Below are 26,281 nucleotides of genomic sequence, written 5' to 3'. Positions count from 1 at the left end.
GGAGCAAATGTACACAGAAAAAGTAATTACATAATGCTCCTGTAAATGTATAAATAAAATAAGTCATGGGAGATCTCCTTAACGGTAGATGTTTACATATATTTTACAATGTTATAATTGGAAAGTAAAGGAAATTGTATTAAAATCAAAATCATTTTACGCTTAGGAAGAAAAACCATACAGAAATTGCAAAAATATTTTGTTGGATTAAAAATGTGATAATATGTTATCAAAAGGTGGTGACATAATGAGCATTTCTCAAATTGCTGTCGGTTTTTGTGATTGGCTGAATAAACTGAGTCCTAAAAGTCCAGAAGAAAATGAAGCGATTCAGTATGGCATGGAATTATTTCTGGATAATGTTATTAAAATGATTGTTATTTTAGCTATCGGAATTGCATTAGGAAAAGGATTCGAGACAATTGTGGTTTTGTCAGCATTTTGTGGATTGAGATTACAGGCTGGCGGTATTCATGCCAAAACAGGATGGGGATGTGGATTCGGCGTATTTCTGGTCTGGGCTGTATCGATTTTAGGTGATATGTTTTTTAATATAGAAATATCATTTTTGCCATACATTTATGTTCTTTCAGTGTTTGTTATTGCTTACTGTGTCCCAAGAACAATAAATATTGAACATTTTACTTCGCAGGATAAATTCAGAAAAAAAGTACATTCTATTGTTGTTTTAACTTTACTGATGGCAATTGCTTTTTTCAGTCCGGCTCTTAGGGGGCTGATTATCTATCCAGTTATTTTGGAAGTCCTAACATTACTTCCTAAAAATAAAATAAAAGTCAAAGGAGAAGACGAATGATGAAAAAACAGGTGGCAGAAAAGTTACAAAAAGTGTTAGTGAAAGTATCCATTAATTCCATAGGAAGAAGCATCCCGGCTACAATTTATGAAAGAAAAATTCCGGATGCAGTATTAAAGATGCGTAACGAAAATTCGAAATAAGGAATTTTACTGCTGCTGACGTATAACGGTAAATCAATGGTAAAATATATCCTATTTAAAATGGGCATTTATAGAACATCCGATTTATAGAGGATTTGGGAGTGAAATCAAGTTGTACAAAAGCAGCGAGGAACCAGTTGAGCCTGGATTTCTGATACATATAGAATTTTATGAAAATATCACCATATATTTCAGGTAATTCAGGCTTAAACTGGTTCAGGGGAGGAAAAATTGAGGATTTATAATAATTTTTGCTGAAGCTGATTGGGAATCAGGAAAGTGAAAAGATTCAAATTGCGCTGTGAGCAACTTTGAAAACATTGTATGAAAAGCTCTTTAAAATATTGGCTTAACCTTTATTTTAAAGAGCAATTTATACAAAAGGGGAAATGGGAATAGAAAATAGCTTGGCAAGTGATTTCAATGGAATGATATAGATTCAGCTAATACGGGAGAATATGTGGATGGAGTTAAATATAGTTCAAAAAATTGCAAAACTGGAAAAGAAAGTAAACACTGCTCTTATCCGAAGAAGAATTCTGGCAAGGCGTAGAGGGAGAAAACTTATTCCGGATGACTATTTCATTGAGGTTATATCTACCACTATACCGGAGAGAAAAGAAGGGCAGATGTTCTTTTAGAAAATATTTGCAGAAAAAGGGCGCAAAAAGATTACCTGGATTAAAGGTGGTTTTTCTGCGCCTGTTTTCTGGGGAATGGCTAAAGCCGGATTAAACTGAGTCTTGAATTAATTTTCCAGATATGCTATATTAAAATTACAAGAAGAGTAACCGCCACACAAGGTGGAAGCCCTCTAAAGAATGGTAAAATGTCCTAACGGACACCGCCTATCCTGTTGGCGCAGGGTAGGCTATTTTTTTGGCTTATCTATGTAAGCCAGCAATGCCAGAATAAATGTCGCAAATAGGATTATATCACTAAATGAAAACATATCCGGCATCACCTCCCCTCTTGCTATGACATGAAGACATAAAAGACGGAAGGCCCACCCTGTATTCGGTTACTCCTGAAAATATATTACCATATATTGCCTTATTTCACAATATTTATTGCCCAGGCCTTCACAGCCTGGGCAAGTCACTAGCATTGTTCTAAAAGTATTTTAGGCTCCGCCACCATGGAATAATTGGTGTGGTAGATCACAAAGCCGGGAGCCGATCCGGCCACTTTCTTGATGTGTTTTTTCTGAATATAATCGATTTCCACCTTATCATTTTCCCGCCCTTTGGAATAGAAAGCGGCTAAGGCTGCGGCTTCTTCAAATGCGCGGTCAGGCAGTTCTTTTCCTTCTGTTTTTACGATCACATGGGAACCGGGAATTCCCTTGGCGTGGAACCACCAGTCATTGCCGGTTGCCACTTTAAAGGTCAGTTCTTCATTCTGGTAATTATTTTTCCCCACATAGATATGAAAGCCGTCAGAAGAGAGGTAGTGGAATGGCCTGCTTGTGATCTTAGGCTTTTTATCCCCTGCACGGCGGTGCTTGATGTAGCCGTATTCCATCAATTCTTCTTTGATCTGTACCAGGTCTTCTTCTATTAAAGCGATATCCAGGGCAGTGCTGACAGACTCCAGGTGATCGATTTCCTGTCTGGTTTCTGCGATCTGGTCTGTTACGGCCTCAAAGGTCCGTTTCAGCTTGTTGTATTTATCAAAATACTTCTGGGCATTTTCTTTGGATGAGAGCTGCTCATCCAGGGGAATCGTAATATCCTCATTGGTATAGTAGTTGAGACAGGTGAGTTTCTTTTCCCCGCCTTTCAGCTCATATCCATAGGTGTTTAAAAGCTCTCCGTAAATCTTGTATTTGTCCTTTTTTTCCGTATCCTTTAACTGCTTTTCCTGCAAATCGTATTTCTTGTAATTCCGCTCCAAAGCTGTCTGAACGATTCTCCGTAAGTCTGCGGATTTTTGCCGGATGCGGGTTATGGTATTTTTCGACGCATAGTAGGTTTCCAAAAGACTGCTGACCGAGTCAAAGGCTTCCGAGCGGTAACCATTCCCCTGATAACACGTTAAGGGGAGGGAGGAAAATTCCACCGGCTCCTCCTGGCGGTATACGATGTTAGGAGAAAACTGTCCCTGTCTCACATCCTCCATCATTAAGGAAAACATCCTATATAAGTGGATCAGTTCCAGCTCCGTCATTTCATTAGCAGAATGGTCTCCGTCAATGGAAGCCAGATGGCAGAGCTCGTGGCTCATGATGGGGCTTATTCCGGTCAGATTCATATACAGGGCCTTTTGGATAGGAGAGGCCGTATGACCGATCACATCGATAAATTCCTCCTGGGTAATGGTGAGAGGGTCTTTTTTATCCATGGTCTGAGGGATAAAATAGGTTCTTCCGGGAAGAACCTCACGGACAGAGCTGACCTGGGCGGAAATGTGCTTGATGCTGTCCAGTATCATGTCTTCTTCATTGCAGAAGATGATATTGCTGTGCTTGCCCATGATTTCCACAATCAGCTTTTTTGTCCGCCTGTCACCCAGCTCGTCCAAGTGTTCCACTTCCATGCAGAGGATTCTCTCCAGGCCGGGCTGGCTCACCCGTATGATGCGTCCGTTTCCGATATGCTTTCTCAAAAGCATACAGAAATTAGGGGCAGTCATGGGGCTTGGCTTGTTGGCTTCCGTGAAATAAATCAGGGGAAGGCTGGCGCTGGCTGAAATTAAGAGCCTCCAGGTGTTTTTTTGATTTTTAATTGTAAACAGCAGTTCATCCTTTTCCGGCTGGGCGATTTTTGCGATTTTTCCGCCTTCCAGCCGTTCTTTCATTTCTGCTGTCAGATTTGCCATAACGATTCCGTCTAATGCCATTGTCTGTTTCCTCCGGTAAATAGTAGGGATAGTATACCATAGAATCTGTGTTCTGTAAAATTTAAAACTATTTGACTTGTTTTTTATTATGACTTATAATGAAATGTATCTATGGCGAAAGAGAGGCATATGCAATGATTAAGAGCATGACCGGTTTCGGAAGATGCGAAACCGTCACGGATGAATATAAAATTTCCGTCGAAATGAAGGCTGTAAATCACAGATATTTGGATTTGAGCATAAAGATGCCGAAAAAGTTTAATTTTTTTGAAGCAGGAATCAGGAATTTATTAAAGAATTATATCCAGCGCGGCAAGGTTGATGTGTACATCAGCTACGAGGATTATACAGAAAATAAACTGTGTTTAAAGTACAACAGTGCGCTGGCTGCTGAATACATGGATTATTTCGCAAAGATGGAGGAACAGTTCGGCATCCAAAACGATATCAAGGTATCGGCTTTATCGAGATGTCCGGAGGTTTTGACCATGGAGGAAGTGGCTGAGGATGAGCAGCAGATGTGGAAACTGCTTTCTGATACCATTGAAGAAGCTGCAAAACGGTTTGTGGACAGCAGGGTGATCGAGGGTGAGAATTTAAAAACTGACCTTTTGGGAAAGCTTGCGTTTATGACCGGACTTGTGGAGTTTATTGAAGAACGTTCTCCGAAGATTCTTTCCGAATACCGGGCAAAGCTGGAGAACAAGGTTGCTGAATTATTGGCAGGAACCACGATTGATGAAAACAGAATCGCCACAGAAGTCACTATTTTTGCCGATAAAATCTGCGTGGATGAAGAGACTGTAAGGTTGAGAAACCATATGGAAAATACCCGTGCAGAGCTGGAGGCAGGAGGAAGTATTGGAAGAAAGCTGGATTTCATCGCTCAGGAGATGAACCGGGAAGCCAATACCATTCTCTCCAAGGCCAATGATCTGGAAGTTTCCGACAGGGCCATTGCGTTAAAGACAGAAATCGAAAAAGTCAGGGAACAGATCCAGAATATTGAGTAGGAGAATATCAAAGACATGAATAACCATGGCATGTTGATCGTTGTATCCGGTTTTTCAGGAGCCGGAAAGGGAACCTTGATGAAGGAACTCTTAAATCGTTATGATAATTATGCACTTTCTATTTCCGCCACAACCAGAGCACCCAGAGGGGGCGAGGCAGACGGCAGGGAGTATTTCTTTGTAACAGAAGAACATTTTAAAGAAATGATAGAAACGGACGCATTAATCGAATATGCCCGTTACGTCAACCATTATTACGGAACACCTAAGGAGTATGTCTCCAACCAGATGAAGATGGGAAAAGACGTGATTCTGGAAATTGAAATCCAGGGAGCCCTTAAGGTGAAGGAGAGTTTCCCGGAGGCTATTTTGATCTTTGTCATGCCTCCCAATGCAGAGGAGCTGAAACGCCGCCTCATTGGGCGGGGGACTGAAAGCATGGAGGTTATCAATGCCAGGCTTTCCAGAGCAGCAGAGGAAGCAGAGGGTATGGAAAGATATGATTATATCCTCATTAATAACCAGGTCTGTACCTGCGTGGAGGAAATGCACACCATGATCCAGGTCCAGCACAACCGGGCTTCCAATAATACAGAGTTTTTGTCCCATATCCGGGAAGAATTGAAGAATATAAAGAGTTGATTGAGAAAGGGGAATGAAAGATGTTACATCCATCCTATTCAGATTTGATTAATGTAGTAAACAGTGAGGTAGAACCTGGAGACACTCCTATTATAAACAGCCGTTATTCCATCGTGATCGCAGCAGCTAAAAGAGCCAGACAGATCATCGGAGGAGCAGAGCCGGAGCTGATTGAGCCGGGGAAAAAACCGCTTTCCATGGCTGTAGAGGAATTGTATCAGGGTGAAGTGAAGATTTTAAGCGAAGCAGAAGGAACAGAAGAAGAGGATAATTAGGAGGAAGGCTGTCTCCCCTTTTGGAGAGATAGCCTTTTTAATCGTTCCTTTTAGTGAAAGAAAGACAGGAGTTAAAGAATGAAATTATTATGTATTTCACTGGGCTGTGACAAAAATCTGGTTGATACGGAGATGATGCTGGGCCTTTTGAATAAAGACGGATACACTTTTACAGATGATGAGTACGAAGCGGATGTGATTGTGATCAATACGTGCTGCTTCATCAATGATGCCAAGGAAGAGAGCATCAACACCATTTTGGAAATGGCTCAAAGGAAAGTGGATGGCAAGTGCAAGGCCCTTATTGTGACCGGATGTCTGGCCCAGAGGTATAAGCAGGAGATCATTGATGAGATCCCGGAGGTAGACGGAATTTTAGGAACTTCTACGTATGATGAGATTGCCAGGGTTTTAAGCGATGCTTTAGGAGGCAAGGAACACGTTCAATGCTTCCATGAGCTGAGCGGATTTCCGGAGCAGGAGGCGGAGCGTGTGCTCACCACCGGCGGCCACTATGCATTTTTAAAGATTGCGGAAGGGTGTGATAAGCACTGTACTTACTGCATCATCCCAAGCCTGAGAGGAAGCTACCGCAGTGTTCCCATGGAGAGGCTGATCAAGGAGGCGGAAAGTCTGGCTCAAAAGGGAGTGAGGGAGCTGATTTTAGTGGCTCAGGAAACCACCCTTTACGGAATGGATTTATACGGAAAGAAATCTCTGCCGGAGCTTTTAAAAAAGCTGTGCCTCATACCGGGAATCCAGTGGATTCGCGTTCAGTACTGTTATCCGGAGGAAATTACGGATGAGCTGATCCAGACCATTAAGGAAGAGGACAAGATATGTTCTTATCTGGACTTGCCCATTCAGCATGCCAGTGACCGGATTTTAAAGCTGATGGGACGAAGAACCACACAGGCCCAGCTTCGGGAGATTGTGGAAAAACTTCGCAGAGAAATTCCGGATATCGCCCTTCGGACTACCCTCATTTCCGGATTCCCCGGAGAAACCCAGGAGGATCACGACGAGCTGATGGAATTTGTGGATGAGATGGAGTTTGAGCGTCTGGGCGTATTCGCTTATTCCGCAGAAGAGGACACTCCTGCCGCAGAGTTTGCGGATCAGATTCCCCAGGAGGTGAAGGAGGAGCGCCGTGATGAAATCATGGAGCTTCAGCAGGAAATTTCCCTGGCCCTTTCTGAGGATATGATCGGAAGAACCTTAGAGGTTATGATAGAGGGAAAAGTGGCCGATGAGAATGCATATGTAGGGCGTACGTATATGGATGGCCCTGGAGTGGATGGAATGATTTTTGTCCAGACCGGGGTGGAACTGATGTCAGGTGATTTTGCCAGGGTCCGTGTGACCGGAGCTATGGAATATGATTTGATAGGAGAATTGGAAGATGAATTTACCGAATAAGCTTACGATTTTAAGGGTTATCATGATTCCGTTTTTTGTGCTGTTTATGCTGTTGGAGGGCGGTGCCAATCCGCTGTACCGCTATATCGCTGCCGTCATCTTTATTGTGGCCAGCTTTACGGACTGGCTGGATGGAAACATCGCCAGAAAGTATGGCTTGGTGACTAATTTTGGAAAGTTTATGGACCCTCTGGCCGATAAGCTGCTGGTCTGTTCCGGACTCATCTGCTTTACGGGTCTGGGCCAGCTTTCTGCATGGATTGTCATACTGATCATAAGCCGGGAATTCATTATCAGCGGCTTTCGTCTGGTGGCTTCCGACAATGGAGTGGTTATTGCGGCCAGTTACTGGGGAAAGCTTAAGACAGTGTCCCAGATGATTTTGTCCGTGCTTCTGATCCTGAACATTCCGGCCCTTTCCTTTATTACATTCCTCTTTATCTGGATTGCGACGGCCCTTACTCTGATCTCTTTAGTGGATTATATTGTAAAAAATCATAAGGTTCTTACGGAAGGGAGCATGTAATCATGGTTGTGGAACTGATTTCAGTTGGAACAGAGCTTTTGCTGGGCAACATCGTAAATACCAACACCCAGTATCTGGCGGAAAAATGTGCTCTTTTAGGCCTTTCCATGTATCATCAGGTGACTGTGGGGGATAACCGGGAACGGCTTTTTGCGGTGTTTTCCGAAGCCTTAAACCGTTCTGATGTGGTCATTTTAACCGGGGGCTTAGGACCTACGGAGGATGATTTAACAAAGGAAGTCTGCGCAGAGGTTCTCGGTCTTCCTCTGGAAGAAGATGCCCATACAAGGGAGAGAATCCAGGAATATTTCAGGAAAAGCCTTTATAAAAAGATTCCGGACAACAACTGGAAACAGGCCCTTGTTCCTCATGGAGCAAAGGTTCTCGACAACAGCAACGGCACGGCTCCGGGGCTGATTCTGGAAAAGGATGGAAAGAGAGCAGTTTTGCTTCCGGGGCCTCCCGGTGAACTCATCCCCTTATTTCAGGAGCAGGTATCCCCGTATCTTCAAAAGCTGCAGCCTGGGGTGATCCGTTCCCAGATGGTCAAGATATGCGGCCAGGGAGAAAGCCAGGTGGAGGATCAGATTCTGGACTTAATTGACAGCCAGTCCAATCCTACGATTGCCACTTATGCGAAAACAGCGGAAGTGCATCTGCGGATCACGGCCAGGGCCTCCAGCGAGGAGGAAGCGAAAAAGCTGTTAAAGCCTGTGGTAAAGGAAATTAAAAACCGTTTTGGCAAGGATGTGTATACAACCAGGGAAGAGGAAACGCTTGAAATGGCGGTGGTTTCCCTTTTGAAAAAGCATGAATTGACGGTGACTACGGCGGAGTCCTGCACCGGAGGCTTAATTGCCGGACGGCTGGTCAATGTGCCCGGCGCTTCGGAAGTATTTAACCAGGGCTTTATCACCTATTCCAACAAATCCAAGAGAAAGGTTCTGGGCGTCAGCAAAGGAACTTTGAAGAAATACGGTGCTGTCAGCGAGCAGACCGCCAAGGAAATGGCGGCGGGAGGTGTGCTGGCTGCTGATGCCGATGCCTGTGTCGCTGTCAGCGGAATTGCAGGGCCTGGAGCAGACGGCGAAAAGCCGGTGGGACTGGTCTATATTGCCTGTTTTATAAAAGATAAAGTGACGGTGGAGGAGTTCCATTTCAGGGGAAACCGGGAAAAGATCAGGGAACAGTCTGTGATAAAGGCGCTGGACATGCTGCGCCGTTTAATCCTTTCCACCTGTCAATCATAATACGCAAACGGAGGTGATCGATTGGAAACCCGTTTCATGAAAAAACAGATGTCAGCGGCCTATCAGTATTCCTGGGTCAGGCTGGTTTTAAATTACTATACGTTGTTTGAAACCGTTGCTGAGAAAACAGAGATTTCAGAGGAGGTCATGGGCTGCTGTCAAAGGCTCAACTCCCTGATGGAAGACCAGCTTTCTAAAAAGGATATCCAGCCCTGTCTGATGGAACTGAGGGGGGATATCACCCGCAGGGTTGAGACTCTCACATCCTATACGGACTGCTTTCAAATTTACGCCTACGTTTTAAACCGTCTGGAACGGAAATTTGAAACTGTGCCGGAAACAGGGCTTGATGATGATGAGCTGGTTTTGCGGCTGATGGAATTTATAGAAGCTGCCGGGGAAGCGCCCATCAGAAATGAAAGAATCAGAAATATCATGGAGCAGCTTCCGGTCCGCCTGACTAAGCAGAAGTTTTTCAGCTTTATTACAGAGGGGCTTTCCGTTTATCTGGGGGCTTCCAGAAAGAGCCTGGAGGATATGATGTATGTTCTTCGGACAGAGTCCATGGTAAGTCTGGGACCGGATATGGAGGGGTATCACTCCCTTTATAAGACTCTGGAAAGGCTTCGGGCAGCGGACTACCGGGCCATGACAGCGGAAAGCTATAAAGAGGTGTCTTCCCTGTACAAGCTCGCCTGTGACAGCCTGACAGAGGAAGCGGGAATGTATATGATGCTTCAGGAGCTTGTCAACGATATGTGTGTGCTGGCTCTTTCCCGCCAGGAAGCCCTTGTGGATGAAAAGGAAGAGGCTTTTTACCAGTCCCTCGTCTCAGAGATTTTGGAAAAGTTTCTCAAAGAGGATTATTCGCCGGGAGATGAAGCCTTTTTTGATAAGCTGACCCGTCTGGAAGGGAAGCAGGAAGCTTATTATGAACGTTACTTAAGGACAGAACTTCCGCGGGAAAGTGAAGAGGGTCAGCTTGATCCTGATTTTATCAATGCGTTGAATGTTGACCGGCTTTTATCGGGAAGCTGTTTTGCAGAGCTTAAGACTCCGGAGGAAAATGCAGGACAGGAGCCGGAAGAAGAAAAAGAGGTTGACCGCCCCTGGCTGGAACGGGTGGCGGGAGAGTATTTCAAGGAACTGGAAACGGTGTTTTCCGGGACCTCCAAACCAGTGGTCCGGGCCATTATGGCTAAGATTTTATCCGATCTTCCCGTTTATTTCCGTTCCATGAGCGAGATCGAGGATTACATCAGGGGAAGCCTGGAAAGCTGTCTGGATGAAGAGGAAAAGGAAACCTGCAAGGAGTTATTGGAAGAGCTGATGGATTATGAAAATATTCTGGTCTGACCATTTGTATGTGGGCGAAAAAGCGAGAAGAAAACGTTACCGGATCATACGGGGAATCCGCAAATCAAGGCCTGTACGCGGAAGTTATGTGATTACACCTGCTTCCGATGGGAATAATATACTTGATATCTGCCCGGCATCTTTGCTGGTATCCCCTTTTTACCCGGAAAAGGAGCTTCTCGTGATCGGTATTGCGGCAAGCTACTGGGAAGCCTTAGAGGTGGCCCGATGCATTGTGGATGAGATGTACGGTCAAACAGGCGGTTTTGACCTGCTTTCTTTCATAGGGGGAGAGGCCCGTAAGGTGTGAGGTGTCCATGGTTCATATTATTTTACTTATATTAAAAATCTTAGGACTGCTGCTTCTTGTGGTGCTTGGCCTGATTTTATCGCTGCTTTTGCTGGTCCTTTTGGTTCCGGTCCGGTATCGGGCAGAGGGCTCATATGATGAAAAGGTGAAGGGGAAAGTCAGGGTTACCTGGCTGCTGCACCTGATTTCCGTGACCCTTTCTTATGAAGAGGACTTCATTATGACGGTCCGGCTGTTCGGGTTTCGGATTTTGAAGCCGAAAAAGATGGATCATGAGCTCCGGGAGGCCGGAGAAATCATGGTTCAGGCCATGGAAGTGAAGCCGAAAGAAGCAGTAGACGATATAAAAGAAGAGATACAGAAAAAACCGGAGAAAAAGAGCAGGATCAAGGATTTTGAAGAGGATATCCAAAGCGGGACCCAGTCCCGTAAGGAGGATTCTGCCTGGAGCGGAAGCCAGTCTTTTAAAGAGCAGGAATCTCCGGAAAGTGACGGGAAGACTCCCTGGTTTTTAAAGCTGAAAGAGAAAATCCGGAAGCAATTGTTAAAACTTAAGTTTTTTTTCCATCGGATTTGTGATACACTGAAAGCAGTAAAAGATAAGAAAGAAAAACTGCAGGCCTGGGTTTCTGATAAGGAAAACCAGAAGACAGTGAAGCTGCTTTTGAGACAGCTTAAAAAGCTGCTCCGCCATATCCTTCCCCGCAGGGGAAAAGGAAACGTCACCTTTGGTTTTGACGACCCTTACGTGACAGGACAGGTGCTGACCTATGCGAGCGTGGTTTATCCGTTTTGCTATAAGCATCTGAACTTATATCCGGTTTTTGACCGGGTCGTATTGAAGGCGGATGGAAATTTCAGGGGCAGAATACGGATTGGAACGATCCTTGCCATCGCAGGCCGGATGCTGCTTCATAAGAATTTCAGGGTTCAGTTGAAGAAATGGCTTCGATAGAGGATTGAATTGATAAAGGAGGAATTGCTTAAAGTGGCAGATAATTATTTTACGTCTACGGTAGAAGCGCTGTTTAAGGGCATGGATACATTTGTAGCTACAAAGACAGTGGTAGGAGATGCAGTAAAGGTGGATGACACCATCATTTTGCCTTTGGTGGATGTGACCTGCGGCATGGCAGCCGGTTCTTTTGCAGAGGATTCCAAGCAAAAGGGTGCGGGCGGAATGCATGCAAAGATGAGCCCCAGCGCGATTTTGATCATCCAGAACGGAGTGACAAAGCTGGTCAATATCAAACAGCAGGATGCTGTGACAAAAATTCTGGACATGGTTCCCGATTTTGTCAATAAATTTTCCTCTAACAAGGAAATCTCTCCGGAAGCCTTAAGAGCAGCCGAAGAAATCGCTTCTGCTGGTGAGAAGAAAAAAGGGGAAGAATAAGAAAGGGATAAGCCGCATAGGATATCATATAGCCTGAATGGACTGAGGGATGATATGAGAAGAGTATGCGGACTTATGCTGTTCTGTTTCGGAGCAGGTATGGCAATCCTGCTTTTTATCCCGGCAACTATTTTTACGGTTTTGTTTATTATTGGATGTCTCGTATTGGGATACAATCTGTTTTGTTGCTAGGAGGATTTTGCTGTATAAAATAAAAGGCCCGCCCTTTGGGGGCAGGTTCGTAGAGGATAAAAAATACTCCTGACTGATATCAGCCAGGAGTTTCCTTTGATTAAGCTCTTTCAATTAATCCGGATCTTAAGCAGGAAGTACATACGTACATCTTCTTAGCGCCGCCGTTAACTTTTACTTTAACAGACTTGACATTTGCTTTCCACATTTTGTTAGATCTTCTATGGGAATGGCTCACTGCGTTTCCAAAGTGAGCAGCTTTTTCACAAATTGCACATTTAGCCATGATTGCACCTCCTTAAAAGCAACTTGGATTTTTTTATGATTGAAAAATCCACAACAAATGTATGATAACAGAAAATCCTATTATTTGCAAGTGAAAAATAAAAATTTGTTTCTTTTTTTGGAAAAATCATGTATAATCAAATAAGACAGAAAGAACGGAGGTAAACAATATGAAGGGTTACATTAATAATAAACTGGGCGAAATCCAGGTAAGCCCTGATGTTATCGCCATGTATGCCGGAACCACGGCAGTGGAATGCTTTGGCATCGTAGGCATGGCAGCTGTCAGTATGAAGGACGGACTCGTTAAGCTTTTAAAGAGAGAAGGTCTGACTCACGGAATCAATGTGAATATACAGGACAACCACATTACCATTGATTTTCATGTTATTGTGGCGTATGGAATCAGCATTTCTGCAGTAGCCGATAACCTGATTGAAAATGTCAAATATAAAGTAGAAGAATTCACCGGCATGACGGTAGATAAAATCAACATCTTCGTAGAAGGTGTGAGAGTGATTGATTAAGGAGGAAACTACCTGTGGGTATGCAGTATATAGACGCTGAAATGCTCAGAAAGGCATTTCTGGCAGGTGCTAAGGGACTGGAAGCAAAAAAAGAATGGATTAATGAACTGAATGTGTTTCCCGTACCCGATGGAGACACCGGAACTAATATGACCATGACCATCATGGCGGCGGCAAAGGAAGTGGCTGCCATTGAACATCCTACCATGGAGGCCGTGGCAAAGGCGATTTCCTCCGGTTCTTTAAGAGGCGCCAGAGGAAATTCCGGCGTTATTTTATCCCAGTTGTTCAGGGGATTTACTAAGGAAATCGCAGCAGTGGACCAGGTTACTGTCACCATCCTGGCCCATGCTTTTGTAAGAGCTTCGGAAACCGCATATAAGGCGGTTATGAAGCCTAAAGAAGGAACTATACTTACCGTAGCCAGAGGGATGTCGGAAAAGGCAACAGAACTGGCCCTTGAAACCGATGATGTGCTGGAGTTTGCCCGTAAAGTGATTGAACACGGCGACTACGTGCTGAGCCAGACGCCTGAGATGCTTCCTGTATTAAAGCAGGCCGGAGTAGTGGATTCCGGCGGCCAGGGACTGATGCAGGTGTTAAAAGGAGCATATGACGGCCTTTCCGGCAAGGAAGTGGACTTATCTGTTCCGATGGAAGGAAGTGCTCACACTCATTCATCCATGGAAGGTGCAAGGCTGGAAGAGGTTGATATTAAATTCGGTTATTGCACGGAATTCATCATCAATCTGGAAAAGCCTTATGACCATAAAGAGGAGAACCAGTTCAAAGCGTATTTAGAATCCATTGGAGATTCCCTTGTGGTGGTTTCTGATGACGATATCGTAAAGGTTCATGTTCATACCAATGATCCGGGCCTTGCCATTCAGAAGGCTTTGACCTACGGTTCTTTATCCCGGATGAAGATTGACAACATGCGGGAGGAGCATCATGAACGGTTGATTCAGGATGCAGAAAAGATGGCAGCCCAGCAAAAGGCTCCGGAGAAGAAAGAGGAGCCCCGTAAGCTGTACGGATTTATTTCTGTTTCAGCGGGAGAAGGGCTTGATGAAATCTTCCGCGGCATTGGAGCTGATTATCTGATCCAGGGCGGACAGACCATGAATCCAAGCACTGAGGATATGTTAAATGCCATTGACCATGTCAATGCCGACACCATTTACATCCTTCCAAACAATAAAAACATCATTCTGGCAGCCCAGCAGGCCAAGAGTCTGGTGGAGGACAAAAAGGTGATTGTAATCCCTTCCAAGACCATTCCTCAGGGAATCACTGCCATCATCAATTTTGCGCCGGATTTATCTCCTGAGGACAATGAAACCATCATGACAAAGGAGATGGGCCGTGTGAAAACCGGTCAGGTGACTTATGCAGTCCGCAACACCACCATCGATGATATTGAGATCAGGGAAGGCGATATTATGGCCCTGGGAGATGAGGGAATCTTAACCGTTGGAAAGGATATCGGCGAAACTGTTTTAAAGGCTCTGGAATCCATGGTAGAGGAAGAGTCAGAGCTGGTGACCATTTATTACGGAAAAGAAGTCAGTGAAGAAGATGCAGAAGAGATCAGGGAAAAAGCAGAAGAGATGTTCTCCGGGTGTGAAGTGGAGCTTCACTCAGGCGGACAGCCCATTTATTATTACCTGGTTTCTGTGGAATAAAAGAAACAGACTGCCTGTTTCGGGCAGACGGAAAAAACCGTCTGCCCTTTTTGATATGAATAAGACGAGAAAGGAGGGGTGGACCTATGAACCGGGAACCTGTTGATGCTTTAAAAGGAATCGGAGAAAAGACCGGGAAATTATTTCAGAAACTCGGAGTATTTACCATAGGGGACCTTCTGGAATATTATCCGAGGGAATACGACACCTATGAGGAGCCTTCTCCCATCGGGGAATTAAAACCGGACCGGATCATGACTGTGGCGGGAATGCTTCATAAGACTCCGGATGTGAAGCGTTACAGCCACATCCAGGTTATAACAGCCACGTTAAAGGATGGAAGCGGAAGCCTTCAGCTCACCTGGTATAATATGCCTTATCTTCATTCCACCTTAAAGGCTGGAATGAGGGCTGTATTCCGGGGACGGGTGGTGAAAAAGAGCGGGCGCCTCGTTATGGAACAGCCGGAGGTATTTACGGCAGAAGCGTATGGAGAGGTGATCCACTCCATGCAGCCGATTTACGGACAAACCAAGGGCCTTAGCAATAAGACCATTGTCAGGGCTCAGAAGCAGGCACTTGACCTTCGTCGGATGGTCAGGGATTACATGCCGGGGGAACTGCGCAAAAAGCATGAGCTGGCGGAATATAATTTTGCCATAGAGCATATTCATTTTCCAACGGACCGCAAGGAGCTTTTATTTGCCAGGAAGAGGCTGGTATTTGAGGAATTCTTCTTCTTTCTCATGGCAGTGCGGCGGTTAAAGGAAGGGCGCAATGAAAAACGAAGCGCCTATTCCTTGAAGCTCTCTCCTGAGGTGGAGGTGTTAAAGAACAGCCTTCCGTATTCCCTTACAAAGGCCCAGAATAAGGTCCTTCTTGAGATTCAGGAGGATTTGACGGCAGGGCGGGTCATGAACCGCTTGATTCAGGGAGATGTGGGCTCCGGTAAGACCATCATTGCCATTTTAGCCCTTTTGGAAACGGCTTATAACGGATATCAGGGCGCTCTCATGGTGCCTACGGAGGTGCTTGCAAGGCAGCATTTTGAGTCCATGAAGGAGCTGTTTGAACGATATCAGATAGACAAAAAGCCGATTCTGGTCACAGGCTCCATGACGGCAAAGGAAAAGAGAGAGGCCTATCAAAAAATCGCTTCCCATGAGGCGGATATCATTGTGGGCACCCATGCTCTCATTCAGGAAAAGGTGGTATACGACAATCTGGCTCTGGTGATCACCGATGAACAGCACCGGTTTGGGGTCAGCCAGAGGGAACTGCTTGGAAAAAAGGGAGAAGAGCCTCACGTTCTGGTTATGAGTGCAACGCCCATTCCCAGGACCCTGGCTATCATTATTTACGGGGATTTGGACATTTCCGTTATTGATGAGCTTCCGGCTGACCGCCTTCCCATTAAAAACTGTGTTGTGGATACGGGATATAGAAGCAAGGCCTATGATTTTATCAAAAGAGAGGTGGCTGCCGGACGCCAGGCTTATGTGATCTGTCCTATGGTAGAGGCCAGTGAGATGATGGAAGGGGAAAATGTGGTGGATTATACAAAGGCCCTCCAGAGTGCCCTTCCTGGGATTTCAGTGGAGTTTCTTCACGGGAAGATGAAACCAAAGGAAAAGAACAGCATCATGGAGCGGTTTGCCTGCGGCGAAATCAAGGTTCTGGTTTCCACCACGGTCATTGAGGTTGGCGTAAATGTGCCTAACGCCACGGTTATGATGATTGAAAATGCAGAGCGCTTCGGCCTGGCCCAGCTTCACCAGTTAAGGGGCCGGGTGGGACGGGGAAAGCATCAGTCCTACTGCATCCTGGTCAATGGTTCGGAGCAGGATGAAACCAAGGAGCGTCTGGAGATTTTAAATAAGTCCAACGACGGATTTTTTATTGCGTCAGAGGATTTAAAGCTGAGAGGGCCGGGCGATATTTTCGGAATCCGCCAGAGCGGGGATTTGGAATTTAAGCTGGGGGATATTTTTACGGATGCCAATATTTTAAAGACGGTGTCTGATGAAGTGAATCTGCTGTTTCAAAAGGACCCGGAGCTGGAAATGGAAGAGCACCGGGAACTGCGCGGCAAATTAGAGGAATATCTGGAAAAGAGCTATGGAAAATTGAATCTTTAGAAGAAGATTGATATTGTGTTCACAAAGTGGTAAAATTTTATTGAGAGGAAATGCTGAAAAAGAAAAGGAGGAGTGATATGAGCAGAGGCGAATTAAAGGCAGATGCAAAGCGGGCCATGAAGGAAGCGGCAGTGAGTCCTTATGTGGTCACTGTAATTATGGGAGTTATTTTACTGATATTAGGTTCTGTTCAGTTTTTTCTGGATTTGTGGGAAGAGTTTATGGCAGAAGGAATTATTGAGAGCAGCGCCAATGTGGTTCTGGCTTTTGGAATCAGCAGTGCCGTATTCTATTTTGTCAATTTGATTTTGAGCACCATTCTTCAGTTTGGATACCAGTCCTACTGTTTAAAGGTCGCCGCCAGGAACCAGAATATGTCTTACGGAGATTTGTTTTCAGCCGTAAAATATTTATTAAAGGCAATCGGGCTGGTTTTGATGGTATCTATATTTACACTTTTGTGGTCCCTTCTTTTCATAATTCCGGGAATCATAGCAGCATGCCGCTATTCCCAGGCCGTCTTTATTATGGCTGAGAATCCGAATAAGGGCATCATGGAGTGCATACGTGAAAGCAAGGAAATGATGGCAGGCCATAAATGGGAGTGGTTTGTGCTGGGACTTTCCTTTATCTTATGGGACATTTTAGGTGTATTCACATGTTTTCTGGCTTTTATCTACGTGACTCCATATACAACGGTCACTTTGGCTAATTATTATTACGCATTAAAAGGCAATTCCGCGGACTTTACCGCATGGGAGCAAGCCTATTAAATTGAATGTTAAAAAATGGCATTTTACGAAAAACCTTCTAGTTTATTTCATTCTGATTCAGCCATAATAGGAGTGTAACACAAAACACACCATGAATTACAAAAACAAAAAAACATGGTGAATAGATGAAAAGGAGGCATATCATTATGTCAGGAAAATCTAATTCTATGAATGTACCAGAAGCAAAGGAAGCAATGGACCGTTTCAAAATGGAAGTAGCCAGTGAAATCGGTGTTCCGTTAACCAACGGTTATAACGGAAATTTAACCTCCGCTCAGAATGGTTCTGTAGGCGGCTATATGGTTAAGAAAATGATCGAAGCTCAGGAAAGACAGATGGCAGGTAAATAATCTGCAAAAGTAAAGCAGAAAAAAGAGGCCGCAGTATCCCAACGATTCAGTTAGGAGCTGCGGCTCCTTTTTTATATATTTTTTATTGTATATCTGTCGACTTATGGTAAAATAAAAGCTGAGATGCAATACTCCAGAAAGATAAAGCGAGGATTGAAATGAGAGTTATAGCAGGAAAAGCACGAAGACTTGTATTAAACACAATAGAGGGACAAGACACCAGACCTACCACCGACAGAATTAAGGAAACCTTATTCAATATGATTCAGCCGGATATGGCTGACTGCAAATTTTTAGACCTTTTTTCCGGAAGCGGAGCCATTGCCATCGAGGCATTGAGCCGGGGGGCCGCTCTGGCCGTTTTGATCGAACAAAATCCCAAGGCAGCCGCCTGTATCCGGGAGAACTTAAAGACCACCAGACTGGAGGAAGGCGCCATTGTGATGAACTGCGATGTCATAACAGGGCTTGAACGGCTGGAAGACAAAGGCCATGTTTTTGACTATATCTTTATGGACCCGCCTTATAATATGGAATGGGAAAAACGGATTTTAGAATACTTATCCGCCTCCAATCTATTGAGCCAGGATACCGTCATCATCACGGAAGCTTCTTTGGAAACTTCTTTTGACTATCTGGCTTCCATGGGATATGAACTGATAAAAGAGAAAAAATACAAGACAAACCAGCATGTATTCATAAAGAAAGAAGAATCCCTATGAAAAGAGCAGTATATCCCGGCAGCTTTGATCCGGTGACTTATGGACATTTGGACATCATTGAACGGGCAGCCGCCATGGCAGACCATCTGATCATCGGAGTTTTAAATAATTATTCAAAAACTCCGTTGTTTTCTGCAGAAGAACGTGTTAATATGATAAAGAGTCTTACCAAAGATAAGCCAAATGTGGAAGTAAAAGCCTTTGGAGGTCTTTTGGTGGATTTTGTACGAGCCAATCAGGCGGATGCGGTGATTCGCGGGCTTCGGGCTGTAACGGATTTTGAATATGAATTGCAGATCGCACAGACTAACCGGGTCATTGCACCGGAGGTGGATACTGTGTTTTTGGCGACTAATTTAAAGTATTCTTACTTAAGTTCCAGCATTGTGAAGGAGATCGCTGCCTACGGCGGAGAGATAAGCGCATTTGTGCCCACAGAAATCAGGGAACATGTGAACCGAAAGATGGAAGACAGAGCGAAGATAGAACGAAATAAGGGTGAGGAGTGTTCTTAATTATGATGAGCAGAATCGAACAGTTAATCGGCGAAATTGAAGAATATATTGACAGCTGCAAGTACCAGCCGCTTTCCAACAGCAAGATCGTGGTGAACAGGGAGGAACTGGAGGAGCTTTTGGTAGAGCTTCGCCTTCGTATTCCCGATGAAATCAAACAGTATCAGAAGATCATCAGCAACCGGGATGCCATTATGAATGAGGCCCGCCAGCAGGCGGATTCCATTTTGTCCCAGGCCAATGCCCAGACCAACGAGCTGGTCAATGAGCATGAGATCATGCAAAAGGCGTATGCCCAGGCTGACGAGATCATACAGCAGGCCAACAGCCAGGCCCAGCAGATCGTGGAACAGGCGGTGGCAGACGCCAATGGAATACGCCAGAGCGCCGTTCAATATACCGATGACATGTTAAAGAGCCTTCAAACGATTATCAGTCACTCCATGGAAGGGGCACAGGGCCGCTTTGATGCATTTATGACCTCCATGCAGACAAGCTTTGATATCGTTTCCTCCAACCGTCAGGAGCTGACCGGCGCGGTTATCCAGACGGCAGGAGCGGAAGAAAACGGGATAGAAGAATAAAAAAGATGATGGTAAGAAGGCTGTGAAAGACCTTCCAGACTACATAGTGCCGGATGGATAATCCGGCATTTTTTATGACGCTCTTTGTCTGAAAGATGCCGGAAAGGCCCCCGAAAGCTGTGACAGCTCCGATCCAGAGCCCGCAGGAAAGGCCGGAAAAGGTTTCCGATATGGCCTTGATTCCGGTGGTGATTTCGATGATTCCAAGAAGAACTGCTGTCTGTCCGGGATTGTGGAGGGGGAGCTTTGCTATGTAAAGGGCCAGGATGGAGAAAATCATGATATAGCCTCCTATTTTTATCATGACCTCACAGGAATCCATCAGGCTTTCGTCAAAGGAGTGGGAGGAGCGCCCTTTTTCAGAGACAGAGGGCTCCGGTTCCCGGATGCCGTAATAAGCTCTGGCTGCCCAGGAAACAAAAAATATGGGCAGATATATGGAGATGAGAAGGAGCCAGACCGGAACGGAATTTGGCAGTCCGGAAGCAGCATAGCCTAAGAGGAACATGGGGCTGGGATGGTTGCAGATGGCCAGCAGATATTTTCCTTCTCTGGATGTCATCCTGTTTTTGTCCATAAATTCGCTGCAGGTTCTGGCCCCCATGGGGTATCCGCAGAGAAGGCCGGAGATAAAGGTGTAGCTTCCCGCATCGGAAAGGCAGAAAAACCGGTGCAAAAGCCGCCTGACAGGGAAAATGAGGATGTGGATGGCGTTTAAGGCCACAATGACATTGGAGCAGATCATAAAAGGGAGCAGGGAAGGCACCACTACAGAGCCCCAGAGAACCAGTCCGTTTCTGGCGCCCTCAAAGGCCAGGGAGGGGCGAAGGAGCAAAAGGAGAAGGGCGGCCACGGAAAGCAGACGGAAAAAGGATTTTTTCATAATCACCTGAATAGATTGTTTTATACAATTATATGAAAAGGCATAAGTGATATGATGGTGATTCTTTTTTTCATTTTGATTCTTTCTGTATTTAACGTGACCATGATTGACTATCTCTATAACAATCCCACCTTTTACCAGTTAGACGCCTATACCTGGGAAAGCGATGATTTCAGAAGCCTGCAACTAGGGGAAATGGTGGCTGACTGGAGTAAAATAGATTACGATGCCCTCACCTCCCTCATGATAGAAAACCAGTACGACTTAACAAAGGCTGCGGAAGAAGATTACCACGCAGACCGGATCATGAAGGTAAAGCCTGAGGAATACAGAAAGCTTAAACAGGCTTATGAAATGATATTTAAAGATTTAAAGTTTTTCCCGGTTCCTTTAAATACCAACCCCGATTCTCCTGATATAAAATACGAAAACGGCTGGATGGATACCCGCACCTACGGAGGAGAGCGGGGACATGAAGGCTGTGATATCATGGGAACAGAAAAGCCCAGAGGCTATTACCCCGTTGTGAGCATCAGCGACGGAACGGTGGAAAAGGTGGGCTGGCTGGAAAAGGGAGGCTGGCGCCTGGGCATCAGGAGTCCGGGCGGCGTGTACTTATATTATGCCCACCTCTACGGCTACAGCAGGCAGTGGAAGGAAGGGGACCGTGTAAAGGCCGGAGAACTGTTGGGCTTTATGGGGGATACGGGCTACAGCAAGGTGGAAGGGACTACGGGAAATTTCGATGTCCACCTGCATATGGGCATTTACTTAAAAACCGATAACAAGGAAGAAATGAGCGTAAATCCTTACTGGGTTTTGCGGTATCTGGAGAAATACCGGTTAAAATATTCCTATTAAAGATAGAAGCAGGAGTAAACGCGTGAAAGAAATAAAGGTTTCAGAAGAATTTTTAAACAGAATGAAGGATTTGCTGGGAGAAGAAGAATACGAAGCTTATTTAAAAAGCTTTGAAGAGGAGCGGCTTTACGGACTGAGGACCAATGATTTAAAGATCACTCCTGAGGAATTTGCGCAAAAAGCCATATTCCCCTTAAAGCCTGTCCCGTGGGTCAAAAACGGGTTTTATTATGAAGGAGAAGACCGTCCGGCCAAGGATTCCTATTATTACGCCGGACTTTACTATCTCCAGGAACCGAGCGCCATGACCCCGGCCAGCTTACTTCCTGTGGTTCCGGGAGATAAGGTCCTGGACTTGTGTGCGGCCCCCGGAGGAAAGAGCACAGAGCTTGGAGCCAGGTTAAAGGGAAAAGGGATTCTGGTGTCCAATGACATCAGCAATTCCAGGGCAAAGGCTTTGTTAAAGAATTTAGAGCTGTGGGGAATTGAAAATATCTGTGTCACCAGCGAGGAGCCGGGAAAATTAAAAAATATTTTCGGTGAGTTTTTTAACAAAATTCTGGTGGATGCGCCCTGTTCCGGAGAAGGGATGTTCCGAAAGGATGCCGACATGGTAAAAAGCTATGAGGAACACGGTCCGGAGTACTATGCAGTGATACAGAAGGAGATTTTAAAGCAGGCTGCGGACATGCTGGTTCCCGGCGGATTTCTCTTATATTCCACCTGCACGTTCTCTGTCCGTGAAAATGAGGACGTTATTGACTGGATTTTGAAAGAGGATGAACAGATGGAGCTGGTTTCTCTTCCCCTTTTTGAGGGAGCCAGCGGCGGGATAGGGCTTTTTGGCTGTTTAAGGCTGTTTCCCCACAAGATTAAGGGGGAAGGGCATTTCATGGCTCTGTTAAAAAAGAAGGAATCCCAGGAAGAAGGCGGGAAGGTTTCTCCAAAGGAAAACTCCAAGGCCGCCCCCATTCCCGGCGACCTCTCTTCTTTTCTTTCCCTGGTATCAAAGCCTTTGGACTGTTCCCGCATCAGGATTAAGGAGTCCGCTGTTTATTATCTGCCGGAATACTTTCCGGAAAAGGCAAAGGGTCTGAGGTATTTGAGGACAGGGCTTTTGCTGGGAGAGATGAAAAAGGACCGTTTTGAACCGTCCCAGGCATTTGCGATGGCTTTGAAGCGGGAGGAATTTAAACAGACCTTTTCCTGGAAAAGACAGGATGAGAGGGTTCTTCGGTATTTAAAGGGAGAAACCATCTTTTTAAATGAGGAGGAAGGACAGGTCAAGGGCTGGTGCCTGATCTGTGTGGATGGCTTCCCTCTGGGATTTGCCAAGGGAACAGGAGCTTCTTTAAAAAATAAATACTATCCCGGATGGCGTTGGCAGGGGTGAAGGAAATAAATTATGGCAAAAGAAATCAGATTGGATAAATACCTGGGAGAAATGGGTCAGGGAACCAGAAGCCAGATCAAGGAAATGGCGAGAAAGGGCAGAATCTATGTGGACGGGCAGCCGGAGAAAAAGCCGGAGAGAAAAATTGACCCTGCCCATAACCAGGTTGAATTAGACGGGCGTATCATCGCCTATGCAGAGTATGAATACTATATTCTGAATAAACCGCAGGGCGTGGTATCTGCAACAGAGGATTCCCGCTATGAAACCGTGGTGGGCTTAATCCTGGACCGGAAACGGGACGATTTATTTCCCGTGGGGCGTCTGGACATTGATACGGAAGGGCTGCTTCTCATCACCAATGACGGAGATTTGGCCCATCAGCTTCTGTCACCGAAAAAGCATGTGGACAAGGTTTACTTTGCCAGGGTGGAGGGAGAGCTTCCTTCTGACGCAAAAGAACGGATGAAGGAGGGGCTGGAGCTTTCCGATGGAACCATCACCCTTCCGGCAGATTTGGAAATCTTAAATCAGGGACAAAATGGAGCGCTGTCAGAAATCCGCCTCACCATACGGGAAGGAAAATTCCACCAGGTAAAACGGATGTTTGAAGTTCTGGGGTGCTCTGTGGTATACTTAAAGCGGCTGTCCATGGGCAGCCTTACATTAGATGAGACTTTAAAGCCGGGACAGTACCGTCCTCTTACAGAGGAGGAAATACTGAGGCTGAAAAGCCATGGAAAGGAACGGAAAGCAGAAGATGTTGGATGAGAAAAAAGCTGTGATTTTTGATCTGGATGGGACCCTGGTGGATTCCATGTGGATGTGGAAATCCATTGACATAGAATTTTTAGGGGACAGGGGATTTGAGTGCCCTGAGGACCTGGATAAAGAAATCGAAGGTATGAGTTTTTCAGAAACAGCCAATTACTTTAAAAAGAGATTTCAGTTGAGGGAATCTCTTGAAGAGATCAAAAACGTGTGGACGGAAATGTCTATTGACAAATACCGGCATGAGGTTCCCTTAAAGCCGGGAGCAGGAGAATTTTTAGAGCACCTCGCTTCTAAGGGAATCAAGGCGGGGATTGCCACCAGCAACGGAAGACAGATGGTGGATGCAGTTTTGGCTTCCTTAAAGATAGACCGGTACTTTGATGTGGTGGCTACCGCTTGTGAGGTGACTGCCGGAAAGCCGGCTCCGGACATTTACTTAAAAGTGGCGGGGACACTTGATTTACACCCTTCCAATTGCCTTGTTTTCGAGGACATCCCTGCGGGGATTCTGGCAGGAAAGAGGGCAGGGATGACGGTCTGCGCGATCGATGATGAGTTTTCCAGAAGCATGGAAGAGGAAAAAAGGAAGCTGGCCGATTACTTTATTTATGATTATTATCAGTTGTTGAACAGAAATGGAGCAAAAGCATGATTCACGATTACCTTCCGATCAGCAGGTCGGATATGAATATCAGAGGCTGGAAACAGTGTGACTTCGTCTATGTGAGCGGTGACGCCTATGTGGATCACCCGTCTTTCGGCCACGCCATCATCAGCCGTCTTTTGGAATCCCATGGGTATAAGGTGGGAATCATAGCCCAGCCGGACTGGAAAGACCCAAAAAGCATTCAGGTGCTGGGGGAGCCCCGCCTGGGATTTTTAGTCAGCAGCGGAAACATGGATTCCATGGTAAACCATTATTCGGTTTCGAAAAAGCGCAGGCAGCAGGACTCCTATACCCCCGGAGGTGTTATGGGAAAACGTCCGGACTACGCAGCCACGGTTTACTGCAATTTAATCCGGTCTGTATATAAGAAAGCACCCATTATCATAGGCGGCATTGAAGCCAGCTTAAGGCGTCTGGCCCATTACGATTACTGGTCAGACCGGTTAAAGCGCTCCATCCTTTTAGATTCCCAGGCAGATTTAATATCCTACGGAATGGGGGAAAAGTCCATTGTGGAGATCGCCGATGCCTTAAACAGCGGTATCGATATCAAGGACATCACCTTTATTGAGGGAACCGTTTATAAAACAAAGAGCCTGGAGTCCGTATATGACGCATTGACCCTTCCTTCTTTTGAAAGCCTGAAAGAGGATAAGCTGGAGTACGCCAAAAGCTATTATATCCAGTATGGAAACACGGACCCATTTATTGGAAAGCGTCTGGTGGAGCCTTACGGGGACAATTTGTTTGTGGTTCAGAATCCGCCCGGAAAGCCCCTTTCCACCGGGGAAATGGATGAGGTTTATAACCTGCCCTATATGAGAAATTACCACCCCTCTTACGAAGATCTTGGCGGCGTTCCGGCTATCCGGGAGATCAAGTTCAGCCTGATCAGCAACAGGGGCTGTTTTGGAGCCTGCAGTTTTTGTGCCCTCACCTTCCATCAGGGCAGAATCATCCAGTCCAGAAGCCACAATTCCCTTTTGGATGAGGCAAAGCTTTTGATCGAAGAGCCTGACTTTAAGGGCTATATTCACGACGTAGGAGGTCCTACCGCTGATTTTCGAAATCCCGCCTGTGAAAAGCAAACGACAAAGGGAGCATGTCCAAACAGACAGTGCTTATTCCCGGAGCCCTGCAAGAATTTAAATGCGGACCATGGGGATTATATTGACTTGCTTAGAAAGCTGCGGACCCTTCCAAAGGTGAAAAAGGTCTTTATCCGTTCCGGAATCCGCTTTGACTATGTGCTGGCTGATCCGGGCAAGAAGTTTTTAAAGGAGCTTTGCCAGCACCATGTCAGCGGCCAGTTAAAGGTGGCCCCGGAGCACGTGTCCGACAAGGTGCTCTCCAGGATGGGAAAGCCGGATAATAAAATTTACCGCCAGTTTGTAAAGGAATACAACGAAATGAACGGCAAACTGGGCATCAAACAGTATCTCGTTCCCTATCTGATGTCCTCCCATCCGGGTTCCGGGCTTACGGAGGCCGTGGAGCTTGCGGAGTATTTGCGTGACTTGGGTTATATGCCGGAGCAGGTTCAGGACTTTTATCCTACCCCCTCCACCATTTCCACCTGTATGTATTACACCGGATACGATCCCCGGACCATGGAAAAGGTTTACGTTCCGGTCAATCCTCACGAAAAGGCCATGCAGAGGGCGCTGATCCAGTACCGGAATCCCAAGAACCGGGATTTGGTTATAGAAGCCTTAAAGCTGGCAGGACGGACTGATTTGATCGGATATGATAAGAAATGCCTGATCCGCCCGGCAGCAGGAGCGCCGGTTGGAGGAATGGGCGGCAAAAAAACCGGCAAGAATTATGGAAGTACAAACAGAACCGGAGCGCCTTCCCTTGAAAAACAGGGAGAGCGCAGGAAAAAGACAATCCGGAACGTCCACAAAAAAGCAGGAAAATAAAATGAGATTTCATGGAGGGAAT

At 45.7% G+C, this 26,281-nt stretch carries 29 protein-coding genes; 26 read left to right on the top strand and 3 right to left on the bottom strand.

The genetic code is table 11. The features are described from left to right. The first annotated feature begins 247 nt into the window (after nt 1–247). From QM657_RS09215 to QM657_RS09205, 3 genes are all read left to right on the top strand, one after another. On the top strand, nt 248–817 hold the full coding sequence (locus QM657_RS09215) for an accessory gene regulator B family protein (RefSeq protein WP_415066344.1): 570 nt from the start codon (nt 248–250) through the stop codon (nt 815–817). Beyond that, entirely contained in the window at nt 814–960 is a 147-nt protein-coding gene (locus tag QM657_RS09210; protein WP_415066343.1) for an exodeoxyribonuclease V subunit alpha, read from the top strand. Before QM657_RS09215 ends, QM657_RS09210 begins: the two co-directional genes overlap by 4 nt. A 464-nt stretch (nt 961–1,424) precedes the next feature. Further along, on the top strand, nt 1,425–1,601 hold the full coding sequence (locus tag QM657_RS09205; RefSeq protein ID WP_415066342.1) for a hypothetical protein: 177 nt from the start codon (nt 1,425–1,427) through the stop codon (nt 1,599–1,601). Between the two features lie 460 nt (nt 1,602–2,061). Here the strand turns inward: QM657_RS09205 and QM657_RS09200 are convergent, their stop codons facing one another. Then, nucleotides 2,062–3,801, bottom strand: a complete 1,740-nt coding sequence (locus tag QM657_RS09200) for an Rqc2 family fibronectin-binding protein (RefSeq protein ID WP_415066341.1) — start codon at nt 3,799–3,801, stop codon at nt 2,062–2,064. 134 nt (nt 3,802–3,935) lie between these two features. On the opposite strand from QM657_RS09200, the gene QM657_RS09195 reads away from it, so the two are divergent. The 10 genes from QM657_RS09195 (at nt 3,936) to QM657_RS09150 (ending at nt 11,988) form a co-directional block, all read left to right on the top strand. Continuing rightward, nucleotides 3,936–4,814 carry a YicC/YloC family endoribonuclease gene (locus QM657_RS09195; RefSeq protein ID WP_415066340.1) on the top strand — a complete coding sequence of 293 codons (879 nt, stop codon included), beginning with the start codon at nt 3,936–3,938 and terminating at the stop codon, nt 4,812–4,814. Between the two features lie 15 nt (nt 4,815–4,829). Then, a complete protein-coding gene (gmk, locus tag QM657_RS09190) occupies nt 4,830–5,456 on the top strand; it encodes a guanylate kinase (RefSeq protein ID WP_415066339.1) in 627 nt (208 codons plus the stop codon). 20 nt (nt 5,457–5,476) lie between these two features. Then, nucleotides 5,477–5,731: a DNA-directed RNA polymerase subunit omega gene (gene rpoZ / locus QM657_RS09185; RefSeq protein WP_415066337.1), complete on the top strand. Its 255-nt coding sequence runs from the start codon at nt 5,477–5,479 to the stop codon at nt 5,729–5,731. Nucleotides 5,732–5,809: 78 nt separating this feature from the next. After that, nucleotides 5,810–7,150 carry a 30S ribosomal protein S12 methylthiotransferase RimO gene (gene rimO, locus QM657_RS09180; RefSeq protein WP_415066336.1) on the top strand — a complete coding sequence of 447 codons (1,341 nt, stop codon included), beginning with the start codon at nt 5,810–5,812 and terminating at the stop codon, nt 7,148–7,150. After that, a complete protein-coding gene (gene pgsA / locus QM657_RS09175) occupies nt 7,134–7,676 on the top strand; it encodes a CDP-diacylglycerol--glycerol-3-phosphate 3-phosphatidyltransferase (RefSeq protein ID WP_415066335.1) in 543 nt (180 codons plus the stop codon). The genes rimO and pgsA overlap by 17 nt, the downstream gene beginning before the upstream one ends. Nucleotides 7,677–7,678: 2 nt before the next feature. Then, entirely contained in the window at nt 7,679–8,926 is a 1,248-nt protein-coding gene (locus QM657_RS09170) for a competence/damage-inducible protein A (protein ID WP_415066334.1), read from the top strand. Nucleotides 8,927–8,962: 36 nt separating this feature from the next. Then, complete coding sequence (locus QM657_RS09165) at nt 8,963–10,282, top strand: hypothetical protein (protein ID WP_415066333.1); 1,320 nt, start codon at nt 8,963–8,965, stop codon at nt 10,280–10,282. Next, nucleotides 10,263–10,592, top strand: a complete 330-nt coding sequence (locus tag QM657_RS09160) for a hypothetical protein (RefSeq protein ID WP_415066332.1) — start codon at nt 10,263–10,265, stop codon at nt 10,590–10,592. Before QM657_RS09165 ends, QM657_RS09160 begins: the two co-directional genes overlap by 20 nt. A 7-nt stretch (nt 10,593–10,599) precedes the next feature. Then, on the top strand, nt 10,600–11,547 hold the full coding sequence (locus QM657_RS09155; protein WP_415066331.1) for a DUF2953 domain-containing protein: 948 nt from the start codon (nt 10,600–10,602) through the stop codon (nt 11,545–11,547). A 33-nt stretch (nt 11,548–11,580) separates the two neighbouring features. Then, nucleotides 11,581–11,988 (top strand): GerW family sporulation protein, encoded by a 408-nt coding sequence (locus tag QM657_RS09150; RefSeq protein WP_415066330.1) that lies wholly within the window; start codon nt 11,581–11,583, stop codon nt 11,986–11,988. Nucleotides 11,989–12,280: 292 nt separating this feature from the next. Here the strand turns inward: QM657_RS09150 and rpmB are convergent, their stop codons facing one another. Continuing rightward, nucleotides 12,281–12,466, bottom strand: a complete 186-nt coding sequence (rpmB, locus tag QM657_RS09145) for a 50S ribosomal protein L28 (RefSeq protein WP_333652725.1) — start codon at nt 12,464–12,466, stop codon at nt 12,281–12,283. Nucleotides 12,467–12,635: 169 nt separating this feature from the next. Between rpmB and QM657_RS09140 the strand changes: the two genes are divergently transcribed. From QM657_RS09140 to QM657_RS09105, 8 genes are all read left to right on the top strand, one after another. Beyond that, a complete protein-coding gene (locus QM657_RS09140) occupies nt 12,636–12,992 on the top strand; it encodes an Asp23/Gls24 family envelope stress response protein (protein WP_158379236.1) in 357 nt (118 codons plus the stop codon). Nucleotides 12,993–13,006: 14 nt separating this feature from the next. Continuing rightward, nucleotides 13,007–14,677: a DAK2 domain-containing protein gene (locus tag QM657_RS09135; RefSeq protein ID WP_415066329.1), complete on the top strand. Its 1,671-nt coding sequence runs from the start codon at nt 13,007–13,009 to the stop codon at nt 14,675–14,677. A gap of 86 nt (nt 14,678–14,763) precedes the next feature. Next, complete coding sequence (gene recG / locus QM657_RS09130; protein ID WP_415066328.1) at nt 14,764–16,815, top strand: ATP-dependent DNA helicase RecG; 2,052 nt, start codon at nt 14,764–14,766, stop codon at nt 16,813–16,815. Nucleotides 16,816–16,892: 77 nt separating this feature from the next. Then, nucleotides 16,893–17,588: a DUF975 family protein gene (locus QM657_RS09125; RefSeq protein ID WP_415066327.1), complete on the top strand. Its 696-nt coding sequence runs from the start codon at nt 16,893–16,895 to the stop codon at nt 17,586–17,588. A gap of 146 nt (nt 17,589–17,734) precedes the next feature. Then, a complete protein-coding gene (locus QM657_RS09120) occupies nt 17,735–17,938 on the top strand; it encodes an alpha/beta-type small acid-soluble spore protein (protein ID WP_158379240.1) in 204 nt (67 codons plus the stop codon). Nucleotides 17,939–18,096: 158 nt separating this feature from the next. After that, nucleotides 18,097–18,660, top strand: a complete 564-nt coding sequence (gene rsmD / locus QM657_RS09115) for a 16S rRNA (guanine(966)-N(2))-methyltransferase RsmD (RefSeq protein WP_415066326.1) — start codon at nt 18,097–18,099, stop codon at nt 18,658–18,660. Beyond that, nucleotides 18,657–19,175 carry a pantetheine-phosphate adenylyltransferase gene (gene coaD, locus QM657_RS09110; protein WP_415066325.1) on the top strand — a complete coding sequence of 173 codons (519 nt, stop codon included), beginning with the start codon at nt 18,657–18,659 and terminating at the stop codon, nt 19,173–19,175. Before rsmD ends, coaD begins: the two co-directional genes overlap by 4 nt. A gap of 2 nt (nt 19,176–19,177) precedes the next feature. Next, nucleotides 19,178–19,759 carry a vacuolar family H+-ATPase subunit H gene (locus QM657_RS09105; protein ID WP_415066324.1) on the top strand — a complete coding sequence of 194 codons (582 nt, stop codon included), beginning with the start codon at nt 19,178–19,180 and terminating at the stop codon, nt 19,757–19,759. On the opposite strand, the gene QM657_RS09100 is transcribed toward QM657_RS09105, so the two are convergent. Beyond that, nucleotides 19,716–20,642, bottom strand: a complete 927-nt coding sequence (locus tag QM657_RS09100) for a nucleoside recognition protein (protein WP_415066323.1) — start codon at nt 20,640–20,642, stop codon at nt 19,716–19,718. The two genes, QM657_RS09105 and QM657_RS09100, sit on opposite strands and share 44 nt — an antisense overlap. Nucleotides 20,643–20,693: 51 nt before the next feature. On the opposite strand from QM657_RS09100, the gene QM657_RS09095 reads away from it, so the two are divergent. The 5 genes from QM657_RS09095 (at nt 20,694) to QM657_RS09075 (ending at nt 26,259) form a co-directional block, all read left to right on the top strand. Further along, nucleotides 20,694–21,503, top strand: a complete 810-nt coding sequence (locus QM657_RS09095) for a M23 family metallopeptidase (RefSeq protein WP_415066322.1) — start codon at nt 20,694–20,696, stop codon at nt 21,501–21,503. A 61-nt stretch (nt 21,504–21,564) separates the two neighbouring features. Beyond that, on the top strand, nt 21,565–22,896 hold the full coding sequence (locus QM657_RS09090; protein ID WP_415066413.1) for an RsmB/NOP family class I SAM-dependent RNA methyltransferase: 1,332 nt from the start codon (nt 21,565–21,567) through the stop codon (nt 22,894–22,896). A 12-nt stretch (nt 22,897–22,908) separates the two neighbouring features. After that, the gene (locus QM657_RS09085) at nt 22,909–23,667 is read left to right on the top strand and encodes a pseudouridine synthase (RefSeq protein ID WP_415066321.1); all 759 of its coding nucleotides are present in this window, start codon (nt 22,909–22,911) and stop codon (nt 23,665–23,667) included. After that, nucleotides 23,657–24,322, top strand: coding sequence for an HAD family hydrolase (locus QM657_RS09080; protein ID WP_415066412.1), 666 nt, complete (start codon nt 23,657–23,659; stop codon nt 24,320–24,322). Before QM657_RS09085 ends, QM657_RS09080 begins: the two co-directional genes overlap by 11 nt. After that, entirely contained in the window at nt 24,319–26,259 is a 1,941-nt protein-coding gene (locus QM657_RS09075; protein ID WP_415066320.1) for a YgiQ family radical SAM protein, read from the top strand. The genes QM657_RS09080 and QM657_RS09075 overlap by 4 nt, the downstream gene beginning before the upstream one ends. The last annotated feature ends 22 nt before the right edge of the window (nt 26,260–26,281 follow it).

The organism is Lacrimispora sp. (genome assembly GCF_047605665.1).
Lineage (GTDB): Bacteria > Bacillota > Clostridia > Lachnospirales > Lachnospiraceae > Lacrimispora.
The sequence above is the reverse complement of the archived record's forward strand: the minus strand, read 5'-3'. Positions and strand labels throughout refer to the sequence as shown.